This is a genomic window from Streptomyces griseus, from assembly GCF_900460065.1.
Taxonomy (GTDB): domain Bacteria; phylum Actinomycetota; class Actinomycetes; order Streptomycetales; family Streptomycetaceae; genus Streptomyces; species Streptomyces griseus.
The window spans coordinates 115,350-134,512 of record NZ_UAVD01000052.1 but is presented as its reverse complement, the minus strand read 5'-3'; the positions used below and the strand labels follow the sequence as shown (position 1 = coordinate 134,512).

The 19,163-nt window shown below is 68.8% G+C and carries 16 protein-coding genes; 12 read left to right on the top strand and 4 right to left on the bottom strand.

Annotated elements, in window-relative coordinates:
* Positions 1-232 precede the first annotated feature (232 nt).
* Together DTB53_RS37715 and DTB53_RS37030 are read left to right on the top strand one after the other, a co-directional pair.
* Positions 233-1,489, top strand: coding sequence for a hypothetical protein (locus DTB53_RS37715; RefSeq protein WP_042495260.1), 1,257 nt, complete (start codon positions 233-235; stop codon positions 1,487-1,489).
* An 88-nt stretch (positions 1,490-1,577) separates the two neighbouring features.
* The gene (locus DTB53_RS37030) at positions 1,578-1,952 is read left to right on the top strand and encodes a hypothetical protein (RefSeq protein WP_159402417.1); all 375 of its coding nucleotides are present in this window, start codon (positions 1,578-1,580) and stop codon (positions 1,950-1,952) included.
* Positions 1,953-2,162: 210 nt separating this feature from the next.
* On the opposite strand, the gene DTB53_RS32655 is transcribed toward DTB53_RS37030, so the two are convergent.
* Together DTB53_RS32655 and DTB53_RS37025 are read right to left on the bottom strand one after the other, a co-directional pair.
* Positions 2,163-4,586, bottom strand: a complete 2,424-nt coding sequence (locus DTB53_RS32655) for an Hsp70 family protein (protein WP_236586465.1) — start codon at positions 4,584-4,586, stop codon at positions 2,163-2,165.
* A gap of 542 nt (positions 4,587-5,128) precedes the next feature.
* Positions 5,129-5,488 (bottom strand): hypothetical protein, encoded by a 360-nt coding sequence (locus tag DTB53_RS37025; protein WP_172595317.1) that lies wholly within the window; start codon positions 5,486-5,488, stop codon positions 5,129-5,131.
* Between the two features lie 193 nt (positions 5,489-5,681).
* On the opposite strand from DTB53_RS37025, the gene DTB53_RS32645 reads away from it, so the two are divergent.
* Positions 5,682-6,539, top strand: a complete 858-nt coding sequence (locus tag DTB53_RS32645) for an RNA polymerase sigma factor (RefSeq protein ID WP_012377545.1) — start codon at positions 5,682-5,684, stop codon at positions 6,537-6,539.
* Positions 6,540-6,559: 20 nt separating this feature from the next.
* Positions 6,560-8,491 (top strand): SsgA family sporulation/cell division regulator, encoded by a 1,932-nt coding sequence (locus DTB53_RS32640; protein ID WP_237528387.1) that lies wholly within the window; start codon positions 6,560-6,562, stop codon positions 8,489-8,491.
* Positions 8,492-8,632: 141 nt separating this feature from the next.
* Here the strand turns inward: DTB53_RS32640 and DTB53_RS32635 are convergent, their stop codons facing one another.
* A complete protein-coding gene (locus DTB53_RS32635) occupies positions 8,633-9,070 on the bottom strand; it encodes a GNAT family N-acetyltransferase (protein ID WP_042497981.1) in 438 nt (145 codons plus the stop codon).
* Positions 9,071-9,437: 367 nt separating this feature from the next.
* Here DTB53_RS32635 and DTB53_RS36720 point away from each other — a divergent pair, with 367 nt between their 5' ends.
* The 8 genes from DTB53_RS36720 to DTB53_RS32605 all read left to right on the top strand — a co-directional run bounded on the left by DTB53_RS36720 (position 9,438) and on the right by DTB53_RS32605 (position 18,079).
* The gene (locus tag DTB53_RS36720; protein ID WP_012377542.1) at positions 9,438-10,595 is read left to right on the top strand and encodes an HNH endonuclease family protein; all 1,158 of its coding nucleotides are present in this window, start codon (positions 9,438-9,440) and stop codon (positions 10,593-10,595) included.
* Positions 10,596-10,816: 221 nt separating this feature from the next.
* Positions 10,817-11,098 (top strand): hypothetical protein, encoded by a 282-nt coding sequence (locus DTB53_RS37710; RefSeq protein ID WP_256656863.1) that lies wholly within the window; start codon positions 10,817-10,819, stop codon positions 11,096-11,098.
* 52 nt (positions 11,099-11,150) lie between these two features.
* Positions 11,151-11,618: a hypothetical protein gene (locus DTB53_RS37705; RefSeq protein ID WP_256656862.1), complete on the top strand. Its 468-nt coding sequence runs from the start codon at positions 11,151-11,153 to the stop codon at positions 11,616-11,618.
* Positions 11,619-11,832: 214 nt separating this feature from the next.
* On the top strand, positions 11,833-12,741 hold the full coding sequence (locus DTB53_RS32625) for a hypothetical protein (protein ID WP_106431661.1): 909 nt from the start codon (positions 11,833-11,835) through the stop codon (positions 12,739-12,741).
* Positions 12,742-12,765: 24 nt separating this feature from the next.
* Complete coding sequence (locus DTB53_RS37125; protein WP_012377539.1) at positions 12,766-13,791, top strand: ImmA/IrrE family metallo-endopeptidase; 1,026 nt, start codon at positions 12,766-12,768, stop codon at positions 13,789-13,791.
* Positions 13,792-13,937: 146 nt separating this feature from the next.
* A complete protein-coding gene (locus DTB53_RS32615; RefSeq protein WP_012377538.1) occupies positions 13,938-14,219 on the top strand; it encodes a DUF3892 domain-containing protein in 282 nt (93 codons plus the stop codon).
* A 190-nt stretch (positions 14,220-14,409) separates the two neighbouring features.
* A complete protein-coding gene (locus tag DTB53_RS32610; protein WP_141727088.1) occupies positions 14,410-15,654 on the top strand; it encodes a hypothetical protein in 1,245 nt (414 codons plus the stop codon).
* Positions 15,655-16,405: 751 nt separating this feature from the next.
* Complete coding sequence (locus DTB53_RS32605) at positions 16,406-18,079, top strand: hypothetical protein (protein WP_141727087.1); 1,674 nt, start codon at positions 16,406-16,408, stop codon at positions 18,077-18,079.
* A gap of 179 nt (positions 18,080-18,258) precedes the next feature.
* On the opposite strand, the gene DTB53_RS32600 is transcribed toward DTB53_RS32605, so the two are convergent.
* The gene (locus DTB53_RS32600; protein ID WP_012377535.1) at positions 18,259-18,537 is read right to left on the bottom strand and encodes a hypothetical protein; all 279 of its coding nucleotides are present in this window, start codon (positions 18,535-18,537) and stop codon (positions 18,259-18,261) included.
* Positions 18,538-19,163: the final 626 nt, after the last annotated feature.

Genomic DNA, 19,163 nt, shown 5'->3' with positions numbered 1-19,163 from the left:
GACCTGACCGGCGCCCCCGCCCGCACCACAACACCGCCGCGCACCGTACGGGTGACACCCGCCCCGGCCCGTGGCCCCGCCACACCCCCGCCCGTTACCGCAGTACCGACCCGACCCCCCACCGGACCGCACCCAGCACCCCGGCCCGCCCCCGCTCCGGGGCCCGCCCCAGGTCCCGCCACGGGGCCGGGTCCGGGGCGCTCGCGCTGACCACGACGAAGGAGCCTCCCCAGTGACCACTCCCGCGCCCGCCCAACTGTCGGGCGAGCCGTACTCCGAAGCCCTCTCCGAAGCCGCGCAGGCCGCCGCGATGTCCGTCCGGCTGATCCTCACGATCGCGGACGCGGTCCGCCGCGCCTCCCAGAAACACCACCACGGCCAGGAACACGACCTGCCCGACGACATCGGACAGATGGCGCAGTCCTGGTGGTCCGCCGACGAACTCGGCAAGCACCTGCCCGGCTCCCTCCTCGACCACCTCACCAACACCCCCGACTGGCCCGTGACCGCCCGCCAACTCGTCTCCCTCAGCCGCGCCGGCGTCGACCTCACCCAGTTCCTCCCGAACCTCGCCACCATGGCCGCAGGCGTCGAGCGCGCCGTCGCCCGCAACACCGCCCGCACGAAGACCGAGGGCACCGACCGGTGGGCCGATCTCCTGCGCACCACCCTCCCCGACGGCCTGGTCCGGAACGCGATCCTCGCCTCCCCTACCTGGCCCGACATCGCCGCCACCATGGGCCGCCTCCACGACCAGGGCATCGACGTCACCCGCATCCTCACCGACGCCCACACAGCAGGCCTCCGCATCGACCAGACCATCGCCACCGCCATCACCCCCACCACCGCGCCCGCGCCCGCAGCCCCGGCCGCGCCCGCTGCGCCCGCCCCGGCCCCGGCCGCTCCCACCGCGGCCCCGGCCCCGGCCGCGGCCGTGCCGCTCGCTCCGGAGGTGAGCGCCGACGCGAGGAACCTCTGGGGCCCGCTCACCGAAGGCCTCGACATCCCCCACGACCTCGACCTCAGCGACCGCGCCCGCGCCCTGGAACAGCTCGGCATCACCCCCGCCGCCCACCGCACCCTGGTGAGCCAGGTCAACGAAGCCCTGCCCCAGCGGGACGCCGCGCTCCTGGTGAGCTCCCGTCAGTGGCCCGCCCTCGCCCACCGCATGACCCAGCAGAACGGGCCCCTGGCCGCGCATCTCGCCCGGATCGCACCCGACACCGCCTCCTGGCGCACCGGCCCGCCCTCCGGCATCACCACCCGCCTCCTCCTGGCCGCCCACCACGCCCTCACCACACCACTCGACCAACCCCTGCCCACCGGCCCCCGCGTCTCCACCACCGCAGCCCGCTCCCGCTCCACCACCGTCCCGGATACCGCCACACCGAAGCAGCCCGCGCCCGCCGGACCCGCCCCCACCGAACCCGCCGCCCCCGCACACCGCCGAACCACCGCCCCCGCACCCCGCCAAGGACGCGGACGATGACCACCGCCCCGGCCTGACCGGACCCAACAGCCGCCGGAGCAGGGGCGGTTGTGGCACCACGCCCGTGACCTGGGGGACAAATCCCGGGGTGATCAACCGGGAGCTCTCCAAACGCCTGGCAGCCGGCCGCGACCGCCGTCTCACCCAGCTCGCCGACGCAGCCACCCGCTGGGGCGGACACGTACCCGAGGACCCCGGCATCACCGAACTCGCCGACCTCCTCGAAACCGCCGCAGCGGACGTTCCCGCCCCGCCCGGCGACCCCGGTCACACCGCCCGGCCCGGCGCCCCCGGGCACCCCGCCAGGACTCTCCTGGCCGGTGCGGTCGAAAACCTCCGGGCCGCCGCCCGGCTCGGAGGACACCTCCCCGCGGTCACCCTCTGGCACCTCCAACGCGCCATAGACCAGGAACACACCGCCCACCAGCAGACCGTCCCCGCACAACGCCAAGGACGCACCTGACAACCCCTGCGCCGGAGCTCGTCCTCTGGACGAACTCTGGACGATTCCTGGGCGGCCCCCAGCGAACCGGCGGCCGGCGGACAGCCGGACAGGCCTCACCGGCCGGGCAACCGGTGCCGAAGACGTGCCTTCCGTGGCACGAGCCGGCAGCCCCCGGTTCCGTCGATCGCGTCGATGTCGAGGTGGAGTACGACGCGGGAACACGAGCATTCAACAGGCCGGGTGAGTCACAGGGACGAGATCACGCAGGCGGGCCCAGCGGGAGGAGCGCAGGAGCGCCGCCGCTCGTTCCTTCGTCGCCTGGCCGACCGTGGCGGACGTCTCGTTGCCCGTGCCCAGATCCCTGACCTTGATATGAAGATCGTCGCTGGCGGTGCAGTCGACCGTCACCTCGATCATGGGCACACCGCGAGGAGCGGGAGGCAGGGCGAGTTCGAGGACGGCGAGGGGCCAGTTCCGCGCGGCGTCCTTTCGCTCGCCCTCCACGATGTGGAATAACACCATGGGCTGGTCGTCCGTGTGCGTGGTGAAGACGTCGGAGCGCCTCGTGGGGATGGTCGTGTTCCGCTGGAGCAGCTTCTTCATGGTCCCGTCGTGCGTTTCGACGCCGATCGAGTAGGGGGCGACGTCCAGGAGCAGCACGTCCTTCACCTCCCCGGTCAGGATGCCTGCCTGGAGCACCGCGCCATGGACAACGGCCTCCGGGCTCAGACGCTGGTAGGACCCCTGGCCGCCCGTGAGCCGGCGGACCAGGTCGCCCACCGCAGGCATCAGGGCGGCACCGCCCGTCAGGACGACCTGATCGATATCGGCGAGCGTGCACCCGGCGTCGGCGAGGACGTTTTCGACCGGGGTTCGGCAGCGTTCCAGCAGGTCCTGGGTGAGCCTCTCCAACTCCTCGCGGGTCAGTTCCTCTTCAAGGTGGACGGGGCTGTCCGGACCGGTGGCGAGATAAGGCAGCCGGACGGTCGTGGTACGCGCCGCCGACAGTTCGATCCTTGCCGTCTCGGCCGCCTCGCGCAGCCGCTGGATCGCGGCGACATCGCCGGTGAGATCCACGCCGTGCCGCCGCCGCACATGGTCGGTCAGGTGCTCGACGATCCGCTGGTCCCAGTCGTTGCCGCCGAGGCGGCTGTCGCCCGCGGTGGCCCTGATCTCCACGACGCCGTCACCGAGTTCGATGAGGGAGACGTCGAGGGTGCCCCCGCCGAGATCGAAGACCAGGACAGTGAGGTCGTCCCGGTTCGGCCCGTAGGACGTCGCCACGGCCGTAGGCACGTTGACCAGCCGCAGAACGTTGAGCCCGGCCCGTTCACCGGCCGCGACCAGCGCGGCACGCTGGTCGCGACGGAAACCAGCGGGCACCGCCAGCACCGCGTCGGTGACCGGCTCGCCGAGGTAGGCCTCGGCGTCCTCGCGCAGGCGGGCGAGGACCAGCCCGGCGACGTCCTCGGCGGTCAGCCGTACCCCGCCCCGCGCGACACGCCAGTCGGTGCCCAGCCACAGCATGGCGGCGCCCGCGGTGAAGCCGGGGTTGGCAAGGGCCTGCCGCTCGGCGTCCGTGCCGACCAGCGCGTCCCCCTCGGCGGTGAGGGCCACCAGGCTGGGAGTGGTATGCCTGCCCTGGGCGTTGGGGATCAACAAGACCTCGCCGCCCTCCATGACGGCGACCGCCGAGTTCGTCGTCCCGAAGTCGATGCCGACGGCCCGACGCGCCCGCCGCGCCGCGTTCGGTCCGCCGTCCGGCGGCGCCGTGGCCCCGGCGGCTTCGGTGTAAGGGGCGGTCGGGGGCGTGGCGTGCCGCTGGATGAGAGTGGTGACGGCCTCCGGCCAGGGAGAGCCGCCGCGGAACTCGTCCGCCGGCTCCCAATGCGCGCCGATCCGCTCCAGCAACGTCGCGAGCGCAGGCCGGTCACGGGGATCCTTCGCCAGACACGCCTCGACCAGCTCACGCAACGGGCCCGTGAGCCCGTCCAGCCGGGGCCGCCCGCCGACCACCCGGCGGAGAACCGCCAGCTGCGGGCCCTCCCCGAAAGGGCCCGCCCCCGTGGCGGCGAAGGCGATCACCGCCCCCAGCGCGAACACGTCACAGGCCGAACCGACCTTGCCGCCCTCGGCCTGCTCGGGCGCCATGAAGCCCGCCGTCCCCACCACCAGGCCGGTCATCGTCAGTGGGGTGTCCTCCAGCGTCCGCGCGATTCCGAAATCGATCACCCGCGGCCCGTCGGCGGCCACCAGCACGTTCGACGGCTTCAGATCCCGATGCACTACCCCCACCACGTGAATGGCCTGCAAGGCCTCCACCAGCCCCGCCGCCAGCCGCCACACCGCGCCTTCCGGCAACGGCCCCGCCACACCGACCGCTGTCGCCAGATCAGGACCCGGAACGTAGACGGTCGCGATCCACGGCCGATCGTCCTCAGGACCCGCCGCCATGACCGGAGCCGTGAACGCCCCGCTCACCGCCCGCGCCGCCGCCACCTCCCGTGCGAACCGCTGCCGGAACTCTTCCTGCCGCGCCAGATGCGGATGCACTACCTTCACCGCTACCGCCCGCCCACCCGGCGACCGGCCCAGAAACACCTCGCCCATCCCGCCAGCACCCAGCCGGCCCCGCAGTACGAACCCACCCACCGACTCCGGATCTCCGGCCCTCAGCGGCTCCACCCCAGCCCCCTTCGCCCTCAGCACCCACCACGGCCCGGCGCCAACGCCCGCCGCTCCCACGTAGGTTATCGGCGTTGAGGACCAGGCCGAGGGCGGCGAGCTGGTCCTCCTGGCCCTCACGGCACGCCTGGCGGATCTTGCCCCGGCCGGCGCAGAGCCAGGGACTGTTCGCCGCCCACGGCGTCGGGTTCACGGGTGACGAGCGCCCCCGCTTCGCTCGGCTTCACCGTCCGCTGCCATGCTCACGCCGCTGCTCATTGCCGTCCGAGGCCGGTCTCGGAGGCTGCTGGCCGGTGAACGCGGCCCGCGGGCAGGAGGCGGGTGCCGCGGCCCCGCTGTGAGCGGGATCGGGGGAGGGGGCGGCGGGGCGGCCGGCGGGGAGGGGGCGTTCCGGTGCCCGGCTCCGCCCCTGGAGGAAGGGGCGGAGCCGGGCACCGGGTTGCAGACGCCGGGGCACGAGCCTCGTGCCGGCTCTGCTCGACGGGGCGCTCAGGGCCCGGGCCGTGCCGCTATCCGGCGATGATCTTCTGGAAGAAGAGGACCCCGCCGGCGAAAGCACCGCCTGCCGCGAGGGCCGCGGTGGCCGGGTCCTGCTGGGCGCTGTAGGTCAGGACACCGGCAGCCGTGGCGACGAGGATGCCCAGCATCAGGATGATCGCGCTGCGCAGGCCCAGCAGCGGCCCCTCACCCTGGGGGCCCTGCGGCAGATCGCGGCTCGCCGGATCCTGCCGGCCAGGGGCGGCCTGCGCCACCTGGCCCGGAGAACAGCCCGGTGCCGCGTCGCGGACAGAAGGCTCCTGCCCGGCGCCGCGCCCGGCGTCGCCGCCCGTGCCGCCCACGGGGCCCGGGCCGGGGGGTGTGTACATCATGAGGTCCTCCGTCTGCTGGGCGGCCCCGCGGTACCGGCGCCGTTCGATGAAGGTCTAGCGGCCCCCACACCCCGTCCCCCCGCGTGACGCACATCACACTCCTGGATGGGCGGCGGCCCGGGGGAAGACACCCGGACCACACCTATGACCACGAAGACGGACCGGCGGCCGGGACGAGGGCAAGGGAGCGGATGTGCAGGATGGAGACGTCAAGGGGCACACCCCCCACGACCAAGTCCACCACCTCGACGCGGAGACCCACACAGACCCCGCAGCCGAACTGCGCGGCCTCGAACGCTCCCTGACCGCAAGCACGGACCCGGACGCCGCAGCGCACACCCGGCTCCGGGAAGCCGACGCCAGCCTCGTCGCGTTCCTCCGCCGGCGGAACTTCGAAGGACCGCACTACCGGACCTTCACCGCCGAGCTGATGGACTACGGATGGCGCACGCTGAGCACCTGGACCGCCAGCGGCCACATTTTCGAACGCACCGCCCGCATGGGCCGCCCGGTACCACCGGCGATGATGCCCGACTCCTGGACCTACGAGGACCGCACCCAAGTCGTCACCGACACCGTCATCAAGGGCAGCAGCCTCTTCCGCGAACACGGCCTGGTCCGCGGGAAGTGGACCCCCGACGGCGGCGCCAGCCTCACCACCTACTTCGTCGGCGCGACCATCCTCGCCTTCCGCCCCGTCTATATCCGCTGGCACAAGAACCACCACGTCGGACAGTCTGAACTCAACCACCGCACAGCCGACACCGACGACATCCTCTACGCCCAGCAGGACATCCCCGACCAGCGCGCCACCGACCCCGCCCAGGCCGCCGTCACCCACGACGACATCACCCGGCTGCGCACGCTGCTGCCCGACGAACAACTGCGCGAGGCGCTCGGCTGGATGGCCCTGGGCTACACCCAGGCCGAGGCCGCCGACCGCGTGGGCCTGACGCCCAAGGCGCTCGAGAGGCGCCTGGCCCGCGCCCGGAACAGAATTTCTGCCAGCGGACTGCACACCGTCCAGCTGGAGGAGGGGGGAGCACGATGAGTCTTCACCAGGACAACGCGATGCCGACCGCCGCCGACGACGACGAGTTCACCGCCCTGATGGCCGCTTCCAGCCTGCGCGCCCCTCACGTGCGCGCTCTCAGCGACCCCATCCCCGACGAGGCGCAGACCCGCCTCCGGGAATCCGCTGAAGGGCCCGACGCCGAGCAGGAGCCCACAGCCCGCACAACCCAGGAAGCCACCACCACCGACGCCGGCGACGCCTCCGAGGACGACCCCCTCGACCCATGCCGGCTCGGCAACTGGCCGCTGCGCACCTTCAGCTGGACCATGAACAGCGTCCTCGGCACCCCCGAACACCACGCACCCGCCCTCCACCTCAGGGCGCTGCTCGCGGCCGGCCCCCCGGCCACGACGAGGACGACCGGCATCCACGAATGGCTGCTCCGCGAGCCCGACAACAACAGGCACTACCTCCTCATGCACACCGAGGACCCCCTTACCCCCACGCTCCTGCCGTGCACGACCGACCCCGGCCCCACGTACTCCAGCGCCAGCGCCTTTCTGCGCATGGCTCTGTTCCGGCGGCGGCTGGAGCACGTTCTCGGCGCCCGCCCCGGCACCGGCTTTCCCGACTACCGACTGACAAGCACGTCCGCCGGGCCATCGGCCGAATCGCTCGCGCGGACAAGCTTCGACATCGAATTGAACACCACGTGCAACATGTACACGGCACTCCGGTTGGCGGGAGAACCGGAAAGCCGTGGATCCTTTACTTCAAGAATCCGAATCCACGCGCTGATGAAGCAGGCATATGAAAGTGCTCTGATCGATTATGCCGCCCATGAACTCGCCGGGAATTCCCAACGATCTGACCAGCAGGTCAGAGCACCCGGAACCGCAGACCCAACGCGCTTCGGTGCACCCGCGCCCGCCCACAGCATCGACCGCCTGGCCGCGGGGCGCCTGACCGACCTGCTCCAGCCTGCCCGACCACCACACATCGAACAGCTTCACCAGCACCCGGCCGACGGGCGAACCAGGTGCCGCATCGCCACCATCCCGGACAGGGTTCCCGCCGGCGCTTGGCGGCCGCTGCTCCTCAGCGCGCTCTCCGGCTATCCCTGGGCGCACGGAACAACGCCAGGAGGGCACCTGATCACGGGCGAAACGGCTCTGCCCGGCCTGACCCCGCAGGACACCACAGCCGTGACCAACCGCCCCCTCACCCCCGCCCACCTGCTGATCGCCACCGACTCGGCGGTGAGCCTGGACCAGGCACACCGCCACACCATCCCCGAACAAGCGCCGACCCCGCCCGACCTGGACGCCTACACAGCCCAGCCCGGCAGCCTCCTTCTGCTGCCCGCCGCCACCGCGACCGCAGCCGGCCACGGAGACAGCAGAAAGACCGTCAACCGGACGCACGACACCGAAGACCCGGACAAGGAACTCACCTCGCAGAACAGTTCCAGCGACCCGTCAGAACTCCTGACCGACGACCGCAGAACGACGAAGCTGTGGACCACGAGAACAGACGACGCCGGCGACGGGCTGGAACAGCGCATGCAGCTGTGGATGCGACAGCACCACACAGAAGACGACCGCGGCGACCGCATCCTGACCCAACTCGCCTACCGCACGAAAGACCCCTACGCCGTCACGGCCGTCTTCTACGCAGGAACCGAAGAGGAACTGGAGTGGACCTTCGCACGCGAACTCCTGACCGACGGACTCCACACCAGCGTCGGCATCGGCGACGTCATCATCTGGCCCGGACCACAACGACCCGGCGACACACAGCGCATCTTCATCCGGCTGCGCCCGCCGGGCAGCACCGCCCTGCTGTCCCTGGACCACGATGACGCCCTGGAATTCCTGGAAACCACCCAACCGCTCCCACAGAACCCCAGTGCCACAGCACGAACAGCCGTCCTCGCCACATGGGAACAGGAACTGCGAGACCTCATCTGCCCCAGCCCCGGCGAGTAGAACACGACCGCAGCTGCGCGCCTTCGCGTGAGTCGACTCACGCGAAGGCGCGCACCTGCGGCACCCTCTGGTGCGCGGGCGGTCCACCCCCGGGAACCGCGCTCGATGCCTTTGCCCGGCTCAAGCAAGGGTGTTGTGTGTCTACTCGTCGAGCGGGACGCGATAGACGGTCGACTCTCTGCTCCGGAAGCCGAGACGCTCATAGAGCCGGTTCGCCGCCGCACGATCCGGCCGGGAGGTCAGATCCACCGTGCGGGCACCCGCCTCCCGAGCAATCCGCAGAGCCTCCCCGGTGAGAAGACCAGCCACTCCCTGACCTCGCGCCGAACCGTCCACCACCACATCCTCGACGCGGGCCCGCAAACCAGACGGCACGGGAAACATCACCAGCGTCAGAGTTCCCACGATCACCCCGGCCGCCCTGGCGACGAGAACCGTGTTGACATCACACGCCACCATCCGCTGAACCGCCTGAAAGCCGAGCGGCTTCGCCCTCGAAGACAACTGCGGCAACAGCCGGCCGAAGGCATCGACGAGCTCCCCACTCACTTCCCTGACGGTCTCTACACGCACGTCCATGAGCGGAGCTGTGGTGGCCCGGCTGAAGGTGAGCAGGCTAGGTAAGTCCGAGCTGGCCATTGCTCACTTTGGTGAGCGCAACCTCTAGTTAGGGGTGATCCGTTGCTGGTCTTAACTGGCCTTGGATCGATTTGCTCGTGGTGCCGTTGGCCTGCGTTCTGTGACCTGTGATCCGGCTCAGCCTGCGTTGCTCACAGAGGGCGGATGCTGCGCAGTTTTGCCGAGCCATCGGTGCGGTGGTCGAACCTGCCGCTTGGAGGTGCTGCTCTGGTGGGCCCCGGGGGCCGGCTTACGGCATCGACAGAGCCGCATTCGGTCTGTCCGTCCTGGGGGTCCGTTTGTCGGTGCCGCACCGTAGCGTTACGGCATGGTCAGACGATCACTGACGGACGCTGAAGCGCGGTGGGTGTTGGAGGTGGTGCAGTCCGGCCGGATGACTCAAACCGAGGCCGCGGCGGCGCTAGGGGGCACGTTGTCTCGGATCAATCAGTTGGTCAACGGGAGAACCTATAAGCACCTCCACGGCACAGCCGGAGTACGGGTAACTGATGGTGGCGAGCGGTACGGCATCACCGAGACGCCTGAGCGCCGTAAGTTTCGGGAAGCGAGTTTCTGGGACCGTGTCGACCACTCAGCTGGAGTGAACGCTTGCTGGCCCTTCAAGGGCGTCAAGGGCAACAAATACGGACACACCGCTGCTGGCCAAGCCATGACCGGCTCGGCGAGCGCACATGTCGTGGCCTTCACCCTTGCCAGCGGGCTACAGCAAGCCCTGCCGGGCAGCACGCTGCTCAGACACCTGTGCGACTTCAAGCCCTGTTGTAATCCCGCCCACCTGCTCCCCGGGACAAAGAGCGAAAACAATCGGGACACTTGGGTCGCCCGCAGAGAAGGCCGCACAGGAGCGAAGAAGGTGGCGGAGCCGGTCACGCCTCCACAGGGAGGGTGGAGCATCTCGACAGGAGATCTCGTCGAACTGGACCGCGAGGCCCGTGTATCGGAGTTCTGGGCTCGGATCGATCGCAGGGGCGGAGACGACGCTTGCTGGCCCTGGACGGCGAAGACGCGCAACCACTTCGGATACGGACAGCTCAGGTGGGAGGGCGTCCAGGCAGCCTTGACACATCGCATCGCGTATGCGCTCTCCCAAGGGGTGACGTACAAGGAGCTTGGGCCCGCGGTCATCCGCCACACGTGCCCTGAGAGTACTTACAGGAACAACTGCAATAACCCTCGGCACCTCAGAGCCGGTTCGCAGGCCGAGAACATTGCCGACAAGGCCTTCCACGGGACCAATGCCAGAGGCGAGCGCCACCCAATGGGGCGCAGGTTCCCAGACGCCCTGATCCGCGAGATGCGCATCCGCTTCTGGAGCGTTCCCCCAGAGCGGCGGCCGACGATCACTGCACTGGCGAAGGAAGCCGGAACATCGGTCACCGTCATGAGCCGATGGCTTCGAGGCGAGCAGCGAAACGATGCTGGCGGGCCGATCGCCGCCATGCCTGGCGACTTCCCGCGAGGTTGAGATCCGCTGGCCGAAGCAGTGTGCACCGTCGTGGTGGTAGCCGGTCAGCGAGACGGCGCCCTTACTTCACCGTTCTGGTGGGTGCCGCCTCTCGCAGAGGAGGGCTCGAACGGAGGGAGTATGCGCGTGTCGCATGCCAGGGGGATGAACGCTGGTGTATGCAGGCTTGAAACCTTGCGGCCGTAGACGTCCGCCGGGGAGCAGGGATCGGGGTGGGGCACGTGACACAGAGCGCGTACGAGGAGCTGCAGACCGGCGGGTTGGGGCCGGCCACGTTCGAACTACTGCGGAGGCTGGTTCACCAGGTGCGTCGTGGCACCGGCTTTCCGCCCCCCGAGGGCCACACGGCATGGAGCGATGACGCGGCTTACGACGTGATCAGCGCGATGCTGTCCCGGGAAGGAGCGGGACAACGGTTCGTGACCGCCTGCTTCACCCAGGCCGCCGACGAAGCCTCCCTGGAGCGACTGTTTTCTCACGTCGATCAAGAACTTCCTCATTGACGAGGCGAAGAAGACACCGCGAGGCAAGCTCCGGCGCCGTATCGCCCGGCTGATGGGCGAAGACGCGGCCTACCGCAAGCTCAAGGGTTCCCCGCCGCGCTGGGCACTGGCCGACCATGTCGAAGGTGCCGTATGGCAGGGAGACCTCGACGATCTCATCGCCCAGGCCGCACAGGTGAAAGGCGTCGGCATCACCCGCTGGAACCATGCCGGCCCCACACCCCGGCAGACAGTCCACGCCCTGAAGACCGTCCTACTGTCCGTGCTCCGGTACGCACAGGGAGCGGTGCGGGAGGAAGACCTCGCCAAGGTCCTCGAAGCCCGGTTTGATCTTCTGGAACCGGCCCGTTTCACCGCCCTGTACGCCGATGAGGGGACCGTCGCCGAAACGGTCGAACAGCATGCGGCGGCCGCAGCCCCGGACCCGACCGGGGTTGAGGGGGTGGCCGAGGACATCTGGCAGCGCCTCACGCCCAACGACCTGCCTGACGCTTCGCCCGACACGCGCGCAGCTGCTTGAGATCCGGCAAGGCCACGCAGCCGCGGTCCTGTCCAACCTCAAGACCATGCTTCCGTAATGCTCTGTCCGCGGACATCGACCCCCATGCGGTCATGGGCCGCCCTGCTGCGGCGCTGCAGTGAGACCGCCTCGTGAACAGCCCAGTTACGTCGTCTGGACCCAGTGAGAAGAGAATGCGCTGATGGACCACAGCCGAGGAGACGGGGGAGACAGCATGAGCTCTGTCCACACCACTGCCTACCAGAGGCTCGTAGCCGCCGCAGCGGGCCTGAAAGTGCCCGATGCCGTCCACCAGGCGGCCACCGCACCACCTCAGGACCCCCGCCCCGGCCAGATCTGGCGCGCGGTATGGGACGACACCATCCAGCTGCTGCTGATCACCACGGCCGGAGACCAGGACACCGCCCGCGCCGTACCGGCCTCCTTCGAACGCTACGCGGACGCCGACACCCTGCTCCTGCCCGCCCCGGCCACGACCCTGGAGCAGCCCTTGGCGCTCTGGTGGGGCCTGGAAACCACTCTTCCGTGGTGCGTACTGGACCGGCCGGTCAGCGAGCTGACAAGCCGCCCCGACCCCCTTACCTCCCGCATGCTCGCCGACACCGTCACCGGCGCCCGATGGGGCAGCAGTACTCTCGTGCCCGCAGCAGCCGGCGAATACCGCGCCGCCCTCACCGACCACCTCGAGGTCCTCGCCTCGGCACAATGGGCCCCGCAAGGGTCAGGCGGCCTCTCCGAACTCCTTCGCGACCACGCCATCACCGTCCAGCAGCTCGCGGCCGAACTGAAACTGCCACCGCCCCTGGCCCTGGACATGTGGAGGGGGCAACAGCCCCTCAACGCCGAGCAGGCCGATACGCTCGCCGCACTCCTCGGCCAGCCCGCCGCCCGCTTCCTCGACACCAACCCAGCTCTGCCGCCCGCCGTCGTACACGAACTCAACCGGCCTCTGCGCCGAAGCCAGGTCAAGAAACTCGCCGCCCAGTACGACGAGACCGAACATGCCGCCCGTCTGCGTGCCGCCTACGGCGTCTACACGCTCGCGGCACGCGACGACAACCGCACCCAGCCGAACTGGAACGCACGCACTGACCGCTACTTCGAGCTCCTCCTGGACGAATAGAGAAGAAGGAGAGGTACGCCTGAGGTGGTCAACTACGTACGCGCCGGCGCCGCCCGCACCCAGGCCGCCGCCATGATCACGGAACTCGAAGCAGCCCGCCCCGGTGCCGCCGAACTCCTGGCGCAAGACGCCCTCGCAAAACTGCGGACCTGGCCCGAGCTCACCGTCAAAGACGTTCCCGAAAACGAGACGGCACAGGGCTGCAGCGTCGCCGGAGCATACGACTACGGCCCCCCGCCCCGCCTGTCCGTCGCCACCTCCGCCAGCCACGCACGGCGGGACTTCACCGCCCTGCACGAACTCGGTCACCACCTGCAGAAGAACAGCTTCGACCTCATGGAGCCCTTCAGCCGGGAACCCGACGGCGGTGTCCTCCTCGAAGACGCCGCCTGCGACGCGTTCGCCGCCCAGATCCTGCTCCCTGCACACCTCGTCGACCAGCACCTGGACGCCAAAGGACCCACCGCCTCAGCTATCACCCTCCTGTGGAAGACGAGCAACGCCTCCCGCATGGCCGTCTGCGTACGAGCAGCCCAGCACCTCCCCGCCCCCGGTCACGTCCTCCTCCTCGACCCCGACGGACACCTCGCCTTCGCCGCCTCCAACGGCCTGCCGCCCCTGCCGCGCGGCAGCTTCCAAGGCGACATCCCCGTCATCGACCGCGCCCTGACCGGCCCAGGCCGCGCACAAGGACGAACCCAGGTCCGCTACCGCGACGGCATCCTCGGACGCGAACTGCACACCGACACCGCCCCCATGGACGGCTACACCGTCGCTGTCCTCGTCACCGACTCCGCCCCCTGGCGCGCCTTCACCCCACCCACCGCCGACACCGGCCCCCGGTCGCGCGACTACATCTGCGCGAACTGCGACGAGAACTACCGCTCCTTCGAACCCGCCTGCCCGCGCTGCCACGTCCCTCACTGTCCCGAATGCGGCAGCTGCGCCTGCCCGCCCCGCACCCCCGGCCGCTCCTGCCCCGGCTGCTTCCTCAAGCACCCGCCCGCGATGTTCGCCCCGGACAGCGACCGCTGCCTCGACTGCTCCTGACACCCCGCCAGCCACACGCGTCCTCCTACCCGCGAGTTACGTCGTCTGTCCCAGGCGAAGCACCCCACCCGGGGTGCTCACGGAAACCGGGCGCCGGCCGCGGGAACCCGTCAGAATGCCGCCGGCAGAACTGCAGGACAGCAACGATGGCCATCCAGATCACCGCGGTACGCCTGACAGCCGGCGGTACCACCCATGAACACATCACCCACCTGTGGTGGACCAACCAGGCCTCCGGCAACAGCGGCAACAACACCCGGGCTCAGCTCGTCGACTGGATCGACAACCAGTCCGGCGAGGCCTACACCGACGCAGCCGGACACCGCACGAAGGTCGTCGTCGTGACGCCCACTCGGGGCGAGAAGTACCTGCGGACCCACGCCGACGGCGTGTGGACCAACAACCTCCTCGCCCTCCCCAGGCGCTGACCCGCCACACTCACCCGGGCCGTCGAACGCGCCGCCCCTCCGGCGGCGCGCCAGACCCCCAATCCGAACACACGATTCCCACTTACCGACTGAGGTGTTGCGTGTGAGTAAACCGGTGTCGCACCAGTGGGATGGGAAGGAAGAAGCGGACGGACGAGGCAGTGTCAGTGCCGCTTCTTACGATCTGGGCATGGCCTACGAATCTGCTCGTGATCTTCCTTCCTATCTGGAGCTCGAACGGCAACTGAAGGTGGTGAGGTTCCTCGGGAGAAGCAATCGGAAGCTGGCCGATGCGATCCGGCTTCAGCTGCGAGAGTTCGGCGACACGGTCGACGCCTTCTATGACCTGTTCGGGGGAAAGCACTGGATCTTCCACGACCGGCTGCCCCTGGAACCGGTGCGGGCCATTGTCGCCAACGCAGGAGAGGATGTGGACGGGGCGGAACGGAAGCTCATCGAGCTCTACCACGACGCCGAGAGTCTGCCGTTCATGATCCTTCCGCTGCGGAAGCTGCCGGCCATGCGCCGCAGGCTCACCCTGGTGGAACGGGCCCGGCAGGACTACTTCGCAGGCCGCTACTACGCCACTGTCCAGGTGCTGCTGAGCGTCATGGACGGCTTCGTCAACGAGTTCGAGAGCGTGCGCCGTGGGCTGCACGCACGCGCTCCCGAGGAACTGCAAGCCTGGGACAGCGTCGTCGGCCACCATCGCGGCCTCCAGCACGCCCACAAGACGTTCACCAAAGGGCGCACGGCCACACTGGAAGAACCCGTCTACGAGCTCTACCGCAACGGCATCGTGCACGGCAGCATTCTCAACTACGACAACCTCACAGTCGCGACCAAAGCCTGGAACCGGCTGTTCGCCGTCGCTGACTGGGCCGCCGCGCGCCTGAAGCAACAGGAACACCAGTCCAAAGAACCAGTCACACTCTCCAGCGTGGGACGCCAGCTCAAAGAACTCACCAGCACAGCCCTGCGACAAGCCGAGATCAACCGCGTCAACGAGAAGTGGAACCCCGGCAGGCATCTCCCCGGAAGCGAGACCTTCAACAGCCACCCCGCCCACACTCATACCCGCGAACTGCTGAACTGCTGGATGCGCCGCAACTACGGCTCCCTGAGCGACCTGCTTACCTACGACCTGCACACCCGGCACGGCAAGGCGGTACGCAGCGAGGTCCGGCGGGTCTACGACCCCTTCGTGCTCTCCGCATTCGAGATCCTCTCCATCCATCACGACATGGCAGCAGCCTGCACGGTCACCGCAACGCTTGATCATGGAAGCAGCGCCACGACTGAGGTTGAGCTGCGATGGGTCAGAGAGGACGCCCAGTCCTATCCCACGCCTGAACCCTGGCCAGGGAACTGGCGGCTGGTGACCTGGGATCCTCGCTGCTACTTGGGCCGGATCGCCCCCTCCTCGTCCCGGTAAAGCCCCTCAGTAACGGTTTCCGCTCACGACTTCCCAGGCCGACCCGCTCTCCGCTTCGCTCTCACTTGCGCCGCTGGAACCGACCCCGTACCGAGGCGGCTGGCGGCGCAGACACCCGCACCTTCTGCGGGCCAGCGGTGGTCGCCGGTTAACACCGGCCGAGAGGCCGGTGAGCACATCACGTCCCGGCGGCGGAACTCCTGCCGCCGAGAGGCGGATACCGCCCTGACGCGGACGCAGGCCAGCTGCTGGGCTTCCCCTTCCCTGTTGTCCTGCTGATCCAGGGAGGAAGCAAGACCTCACCGGTCCCAGTGAGGCTGCCTGGGGCTGCCGCCGTCCGGTCGAGTGTCAGTGCCGGGTGGTAGAGCTGATAGCGAGAGAAGAGCCAGCAGTTCACTGGGCGGGGCGTCCGCGCGGTCCGCAGTGGCGAAGCGGTCCGCACACGGGTCCGGCCCCAGCGCACCACACCCCGACCGACTCCGCCCGGACCCCAACGGCCCTATCGCCCGCATGACAGGAAGATCCGATGGCCCCTACACCTGACCTGGTCAGGGAGATAGCAGCGATAAGAAGGATGCTCGCTGACAGCGAGCCGGCCCCCGTGCGCTCAAGCTACCTTGCCGACCCCTCACAAGGCCGCCCTGTCCATCAAGGTTCAACAGCTCCAGCTCTCGTTCCGGAATGGCACCAACACCCCAGCGGTTTGCTGGTTCCCGCATCGTCGGCGCAGAGCCCTGCCCCCATCGACCTGATGGCCGTCTACCTCACCGCAGAAGAGATCTTCGGGTTCGTACCGCCCAGCGACTACACAGAGCGACAGCTGGAACGGATCCCCCTGGAGGACGTGCTCCGGTTCTGCGCCTGGGCACTCACCGCTCTCGCGATGCCTGATGCCTCAGCGCGAGACGTAGAGAAGACATTCGTGAACACGCTGATGCAGGGGCCATTGCGTGATCGTGTGCTGAACCTCCTCAGAGACGACCGCCGCAGACTTCTTGTCCCCCAAGCCGTCATGCTTCTGGCCCGCACGGCAGTGCACGTATCGCCAGACACCGTGCCGCAGGGCGCCCCAAAGGGTGACTTGACCGTCGCCCTGTTGTGCAACAGCCAGAGCATGGGGCACCACTCCGAATCAGGCCCGACCGTCATCGCGGACCAGCCCGGCCCTCTGGGCCGGGAAATCATTGCCAACCAGCACTTCAACCACACCTGGTCTGTCTCCGGCGTCCTGGCCCGCTATGCACGCCGGTGGCTCGAGCTGCCCATGGAACACCTCTCAGAGCCCGGAGCCATCGACCTCAGCCAGGCCTACGAGGACTGCACCGGCGTTCGGCTCGACGACCTGGCCGCCGTCGCCGGCTACCTGTGGGCCCGTACCACACAAGGACACTTCGTCCTGGAACATGCCGAATACTCGGCACTGACCCTGCCCGCCGAGCGACTCCACCGCGTGCTCTCGCTGATCAGCAACGATCTGCCTGGTATGAGAGAAGCAGTCCGGCAGGAACGGCCGGAACACCGCACCGAATGGTCCTTCGACCCCTTCCAGCGCTGGCCCGTCATCCGCCTGCCCCAACGCCGACTGCTGGTCCTGGACCCCCGTCACCTCGTGAGCCGTGCCTTTGGGTGGCTGCCGATCTTGGACATCCGGTTCCCACCGCCCCACCACCCCAGGCCGTCCGGCCACAAGACCCTCGCCACCCGCGCCGAACAGACTCTGCGCCGCATCAGCGAGGTGTACGTCAGCGAAGTTCTCCACCGGATCACCGAGGACGCATCCACCGTCCGGCGCGTCTATGACGACGCGCAGCTCAAAGCCGCCTACACGGTCAAAGGCCAGCGCATCGCCGACGCCGCGGTCGACTATCCGGGAACCTGGATCGTCATCGAGGTCACCACGACCCAGCTACGCCGTGAAGCGGCCACTGCCGTGCCCGACGAATCACAGATCAAGGACATCGACAAGCTCATCGAGGAAGTCGACCAGATCAACGCCACCATCGATGCCCTGCGCCAGGACGAGACAGCCCTCACCGGCATATCACCCACACACCCGCGACGTTTCCTGCCCTTGCTCGTCCTGCCCGAAGGCTTTCCCGTCAACCCTGTGACTCTGACCGTGATCCGCGAGCGCGCACGATCCCGAGGCCTTCTCCAAGCGCCGGACACCGACCCCCTCGAAATCGCTGACATCGAAGAACTGGAGATGATCGAAGGCATACAGGAAGACGGTGGACCCAGCCTCCTGGAGATCCTGCAGAGCAAGAACGCCGGCACACTGCGCAACACTGGCCTGCGCGAGCACATCTTCTACGGCCTGAACCTCAGTCCGTCCAAGCCCGCCCGGCACGCCGAACTCTTCGCTACCGCCCTGCAACCCCTCTTCGAAGCCCTGCCCAGACCGGAGCCTGAGCCGCCTGCGTGAGACAGGTCGGCCCAGGCAAACGTGAGATCAGCCGAACGAATATTCCTGCACGCACGCGCTCGCCCGCGGCTTCGGCAGACCTGCGGCGGGCTTGTCGGATGCCAGGGCGTCACGGCAGACGGTCCGTGGTTGACCAAGGCTCGGCGGGCGTCCAGCAGACACAGGAACTCATGTACCTCTCAGCCGATCAACAGGCCCTGTCGCGTCAGATGGATGCCGACCAGCCCGATCTTGTAACTGTCGTCGTAGTCGAGCAGGGGGTATCCGGCAAGCTGACAGAACTCGGCGCGAGCGATGGATTGTTGTCCCGCAGTCGATGAGATGCCCGGCGGGGCGTAGTTCGCGTCCGCCCCGCAGAGGGGAGTGCTGTCGGCGAATGCCGGGCCGCACACCCGGGCGGCCTCCGGAAGATCCACGATCCACTGCATCGCACCGGGCCGGTATGCAAGAACCGCCATTGCTGAGATGTCCCCGGAACGTAGTGCGGCAGCTGCTCAGGCAAGCCCTTCGGGTGCCGGGCGAGATCGGTGTACCGCAGAGGGGTTCGAGGCCTTGCCGGTATACCTCCTCGAACCACGCCACGACGAAGCACAGCCTGGCCGGGTGTTCTCGGATGGGGGTTCCTGCAGCAATCTGTTCGGAGCGGCTCAGAGCTCGGCTCGAGCCGGTCAAAGAGCTCGTGGCCTGCGTCAACGACAGCGAGGCCCGATTCGAGTGACGCGGAGCCGACGGGCACGCCGAATGCGACCGTTGCAGCCGCCCTCGACGCGGGCGGCCGGCTGGTCCTAGTGATCCAGCACCCCTGCCCGGCTTTCACCTAGAGCCTGTCTCTTTGACTTCACGGTGGTCGGGCCACGTGCGAGGGTGGTGGCCATGCCGCAGCTTGGTCACCGACTCCGATCCTTCAAGTTCACGTTCGGGCTTGCCCCGACGGGCTTCGCTGCATGCCGGGAGACAGGTGCCCCGGCTTTGGTGCACGCCCTGGCGGATAGGGCGACGCTCTGTGGCATCCCTCGGCGCCAGGTGACGGTCTATCGGCGTCTGTTCGTCGCGAAGAGGTTCAGAAGTTGCTCGGACTGCAGAG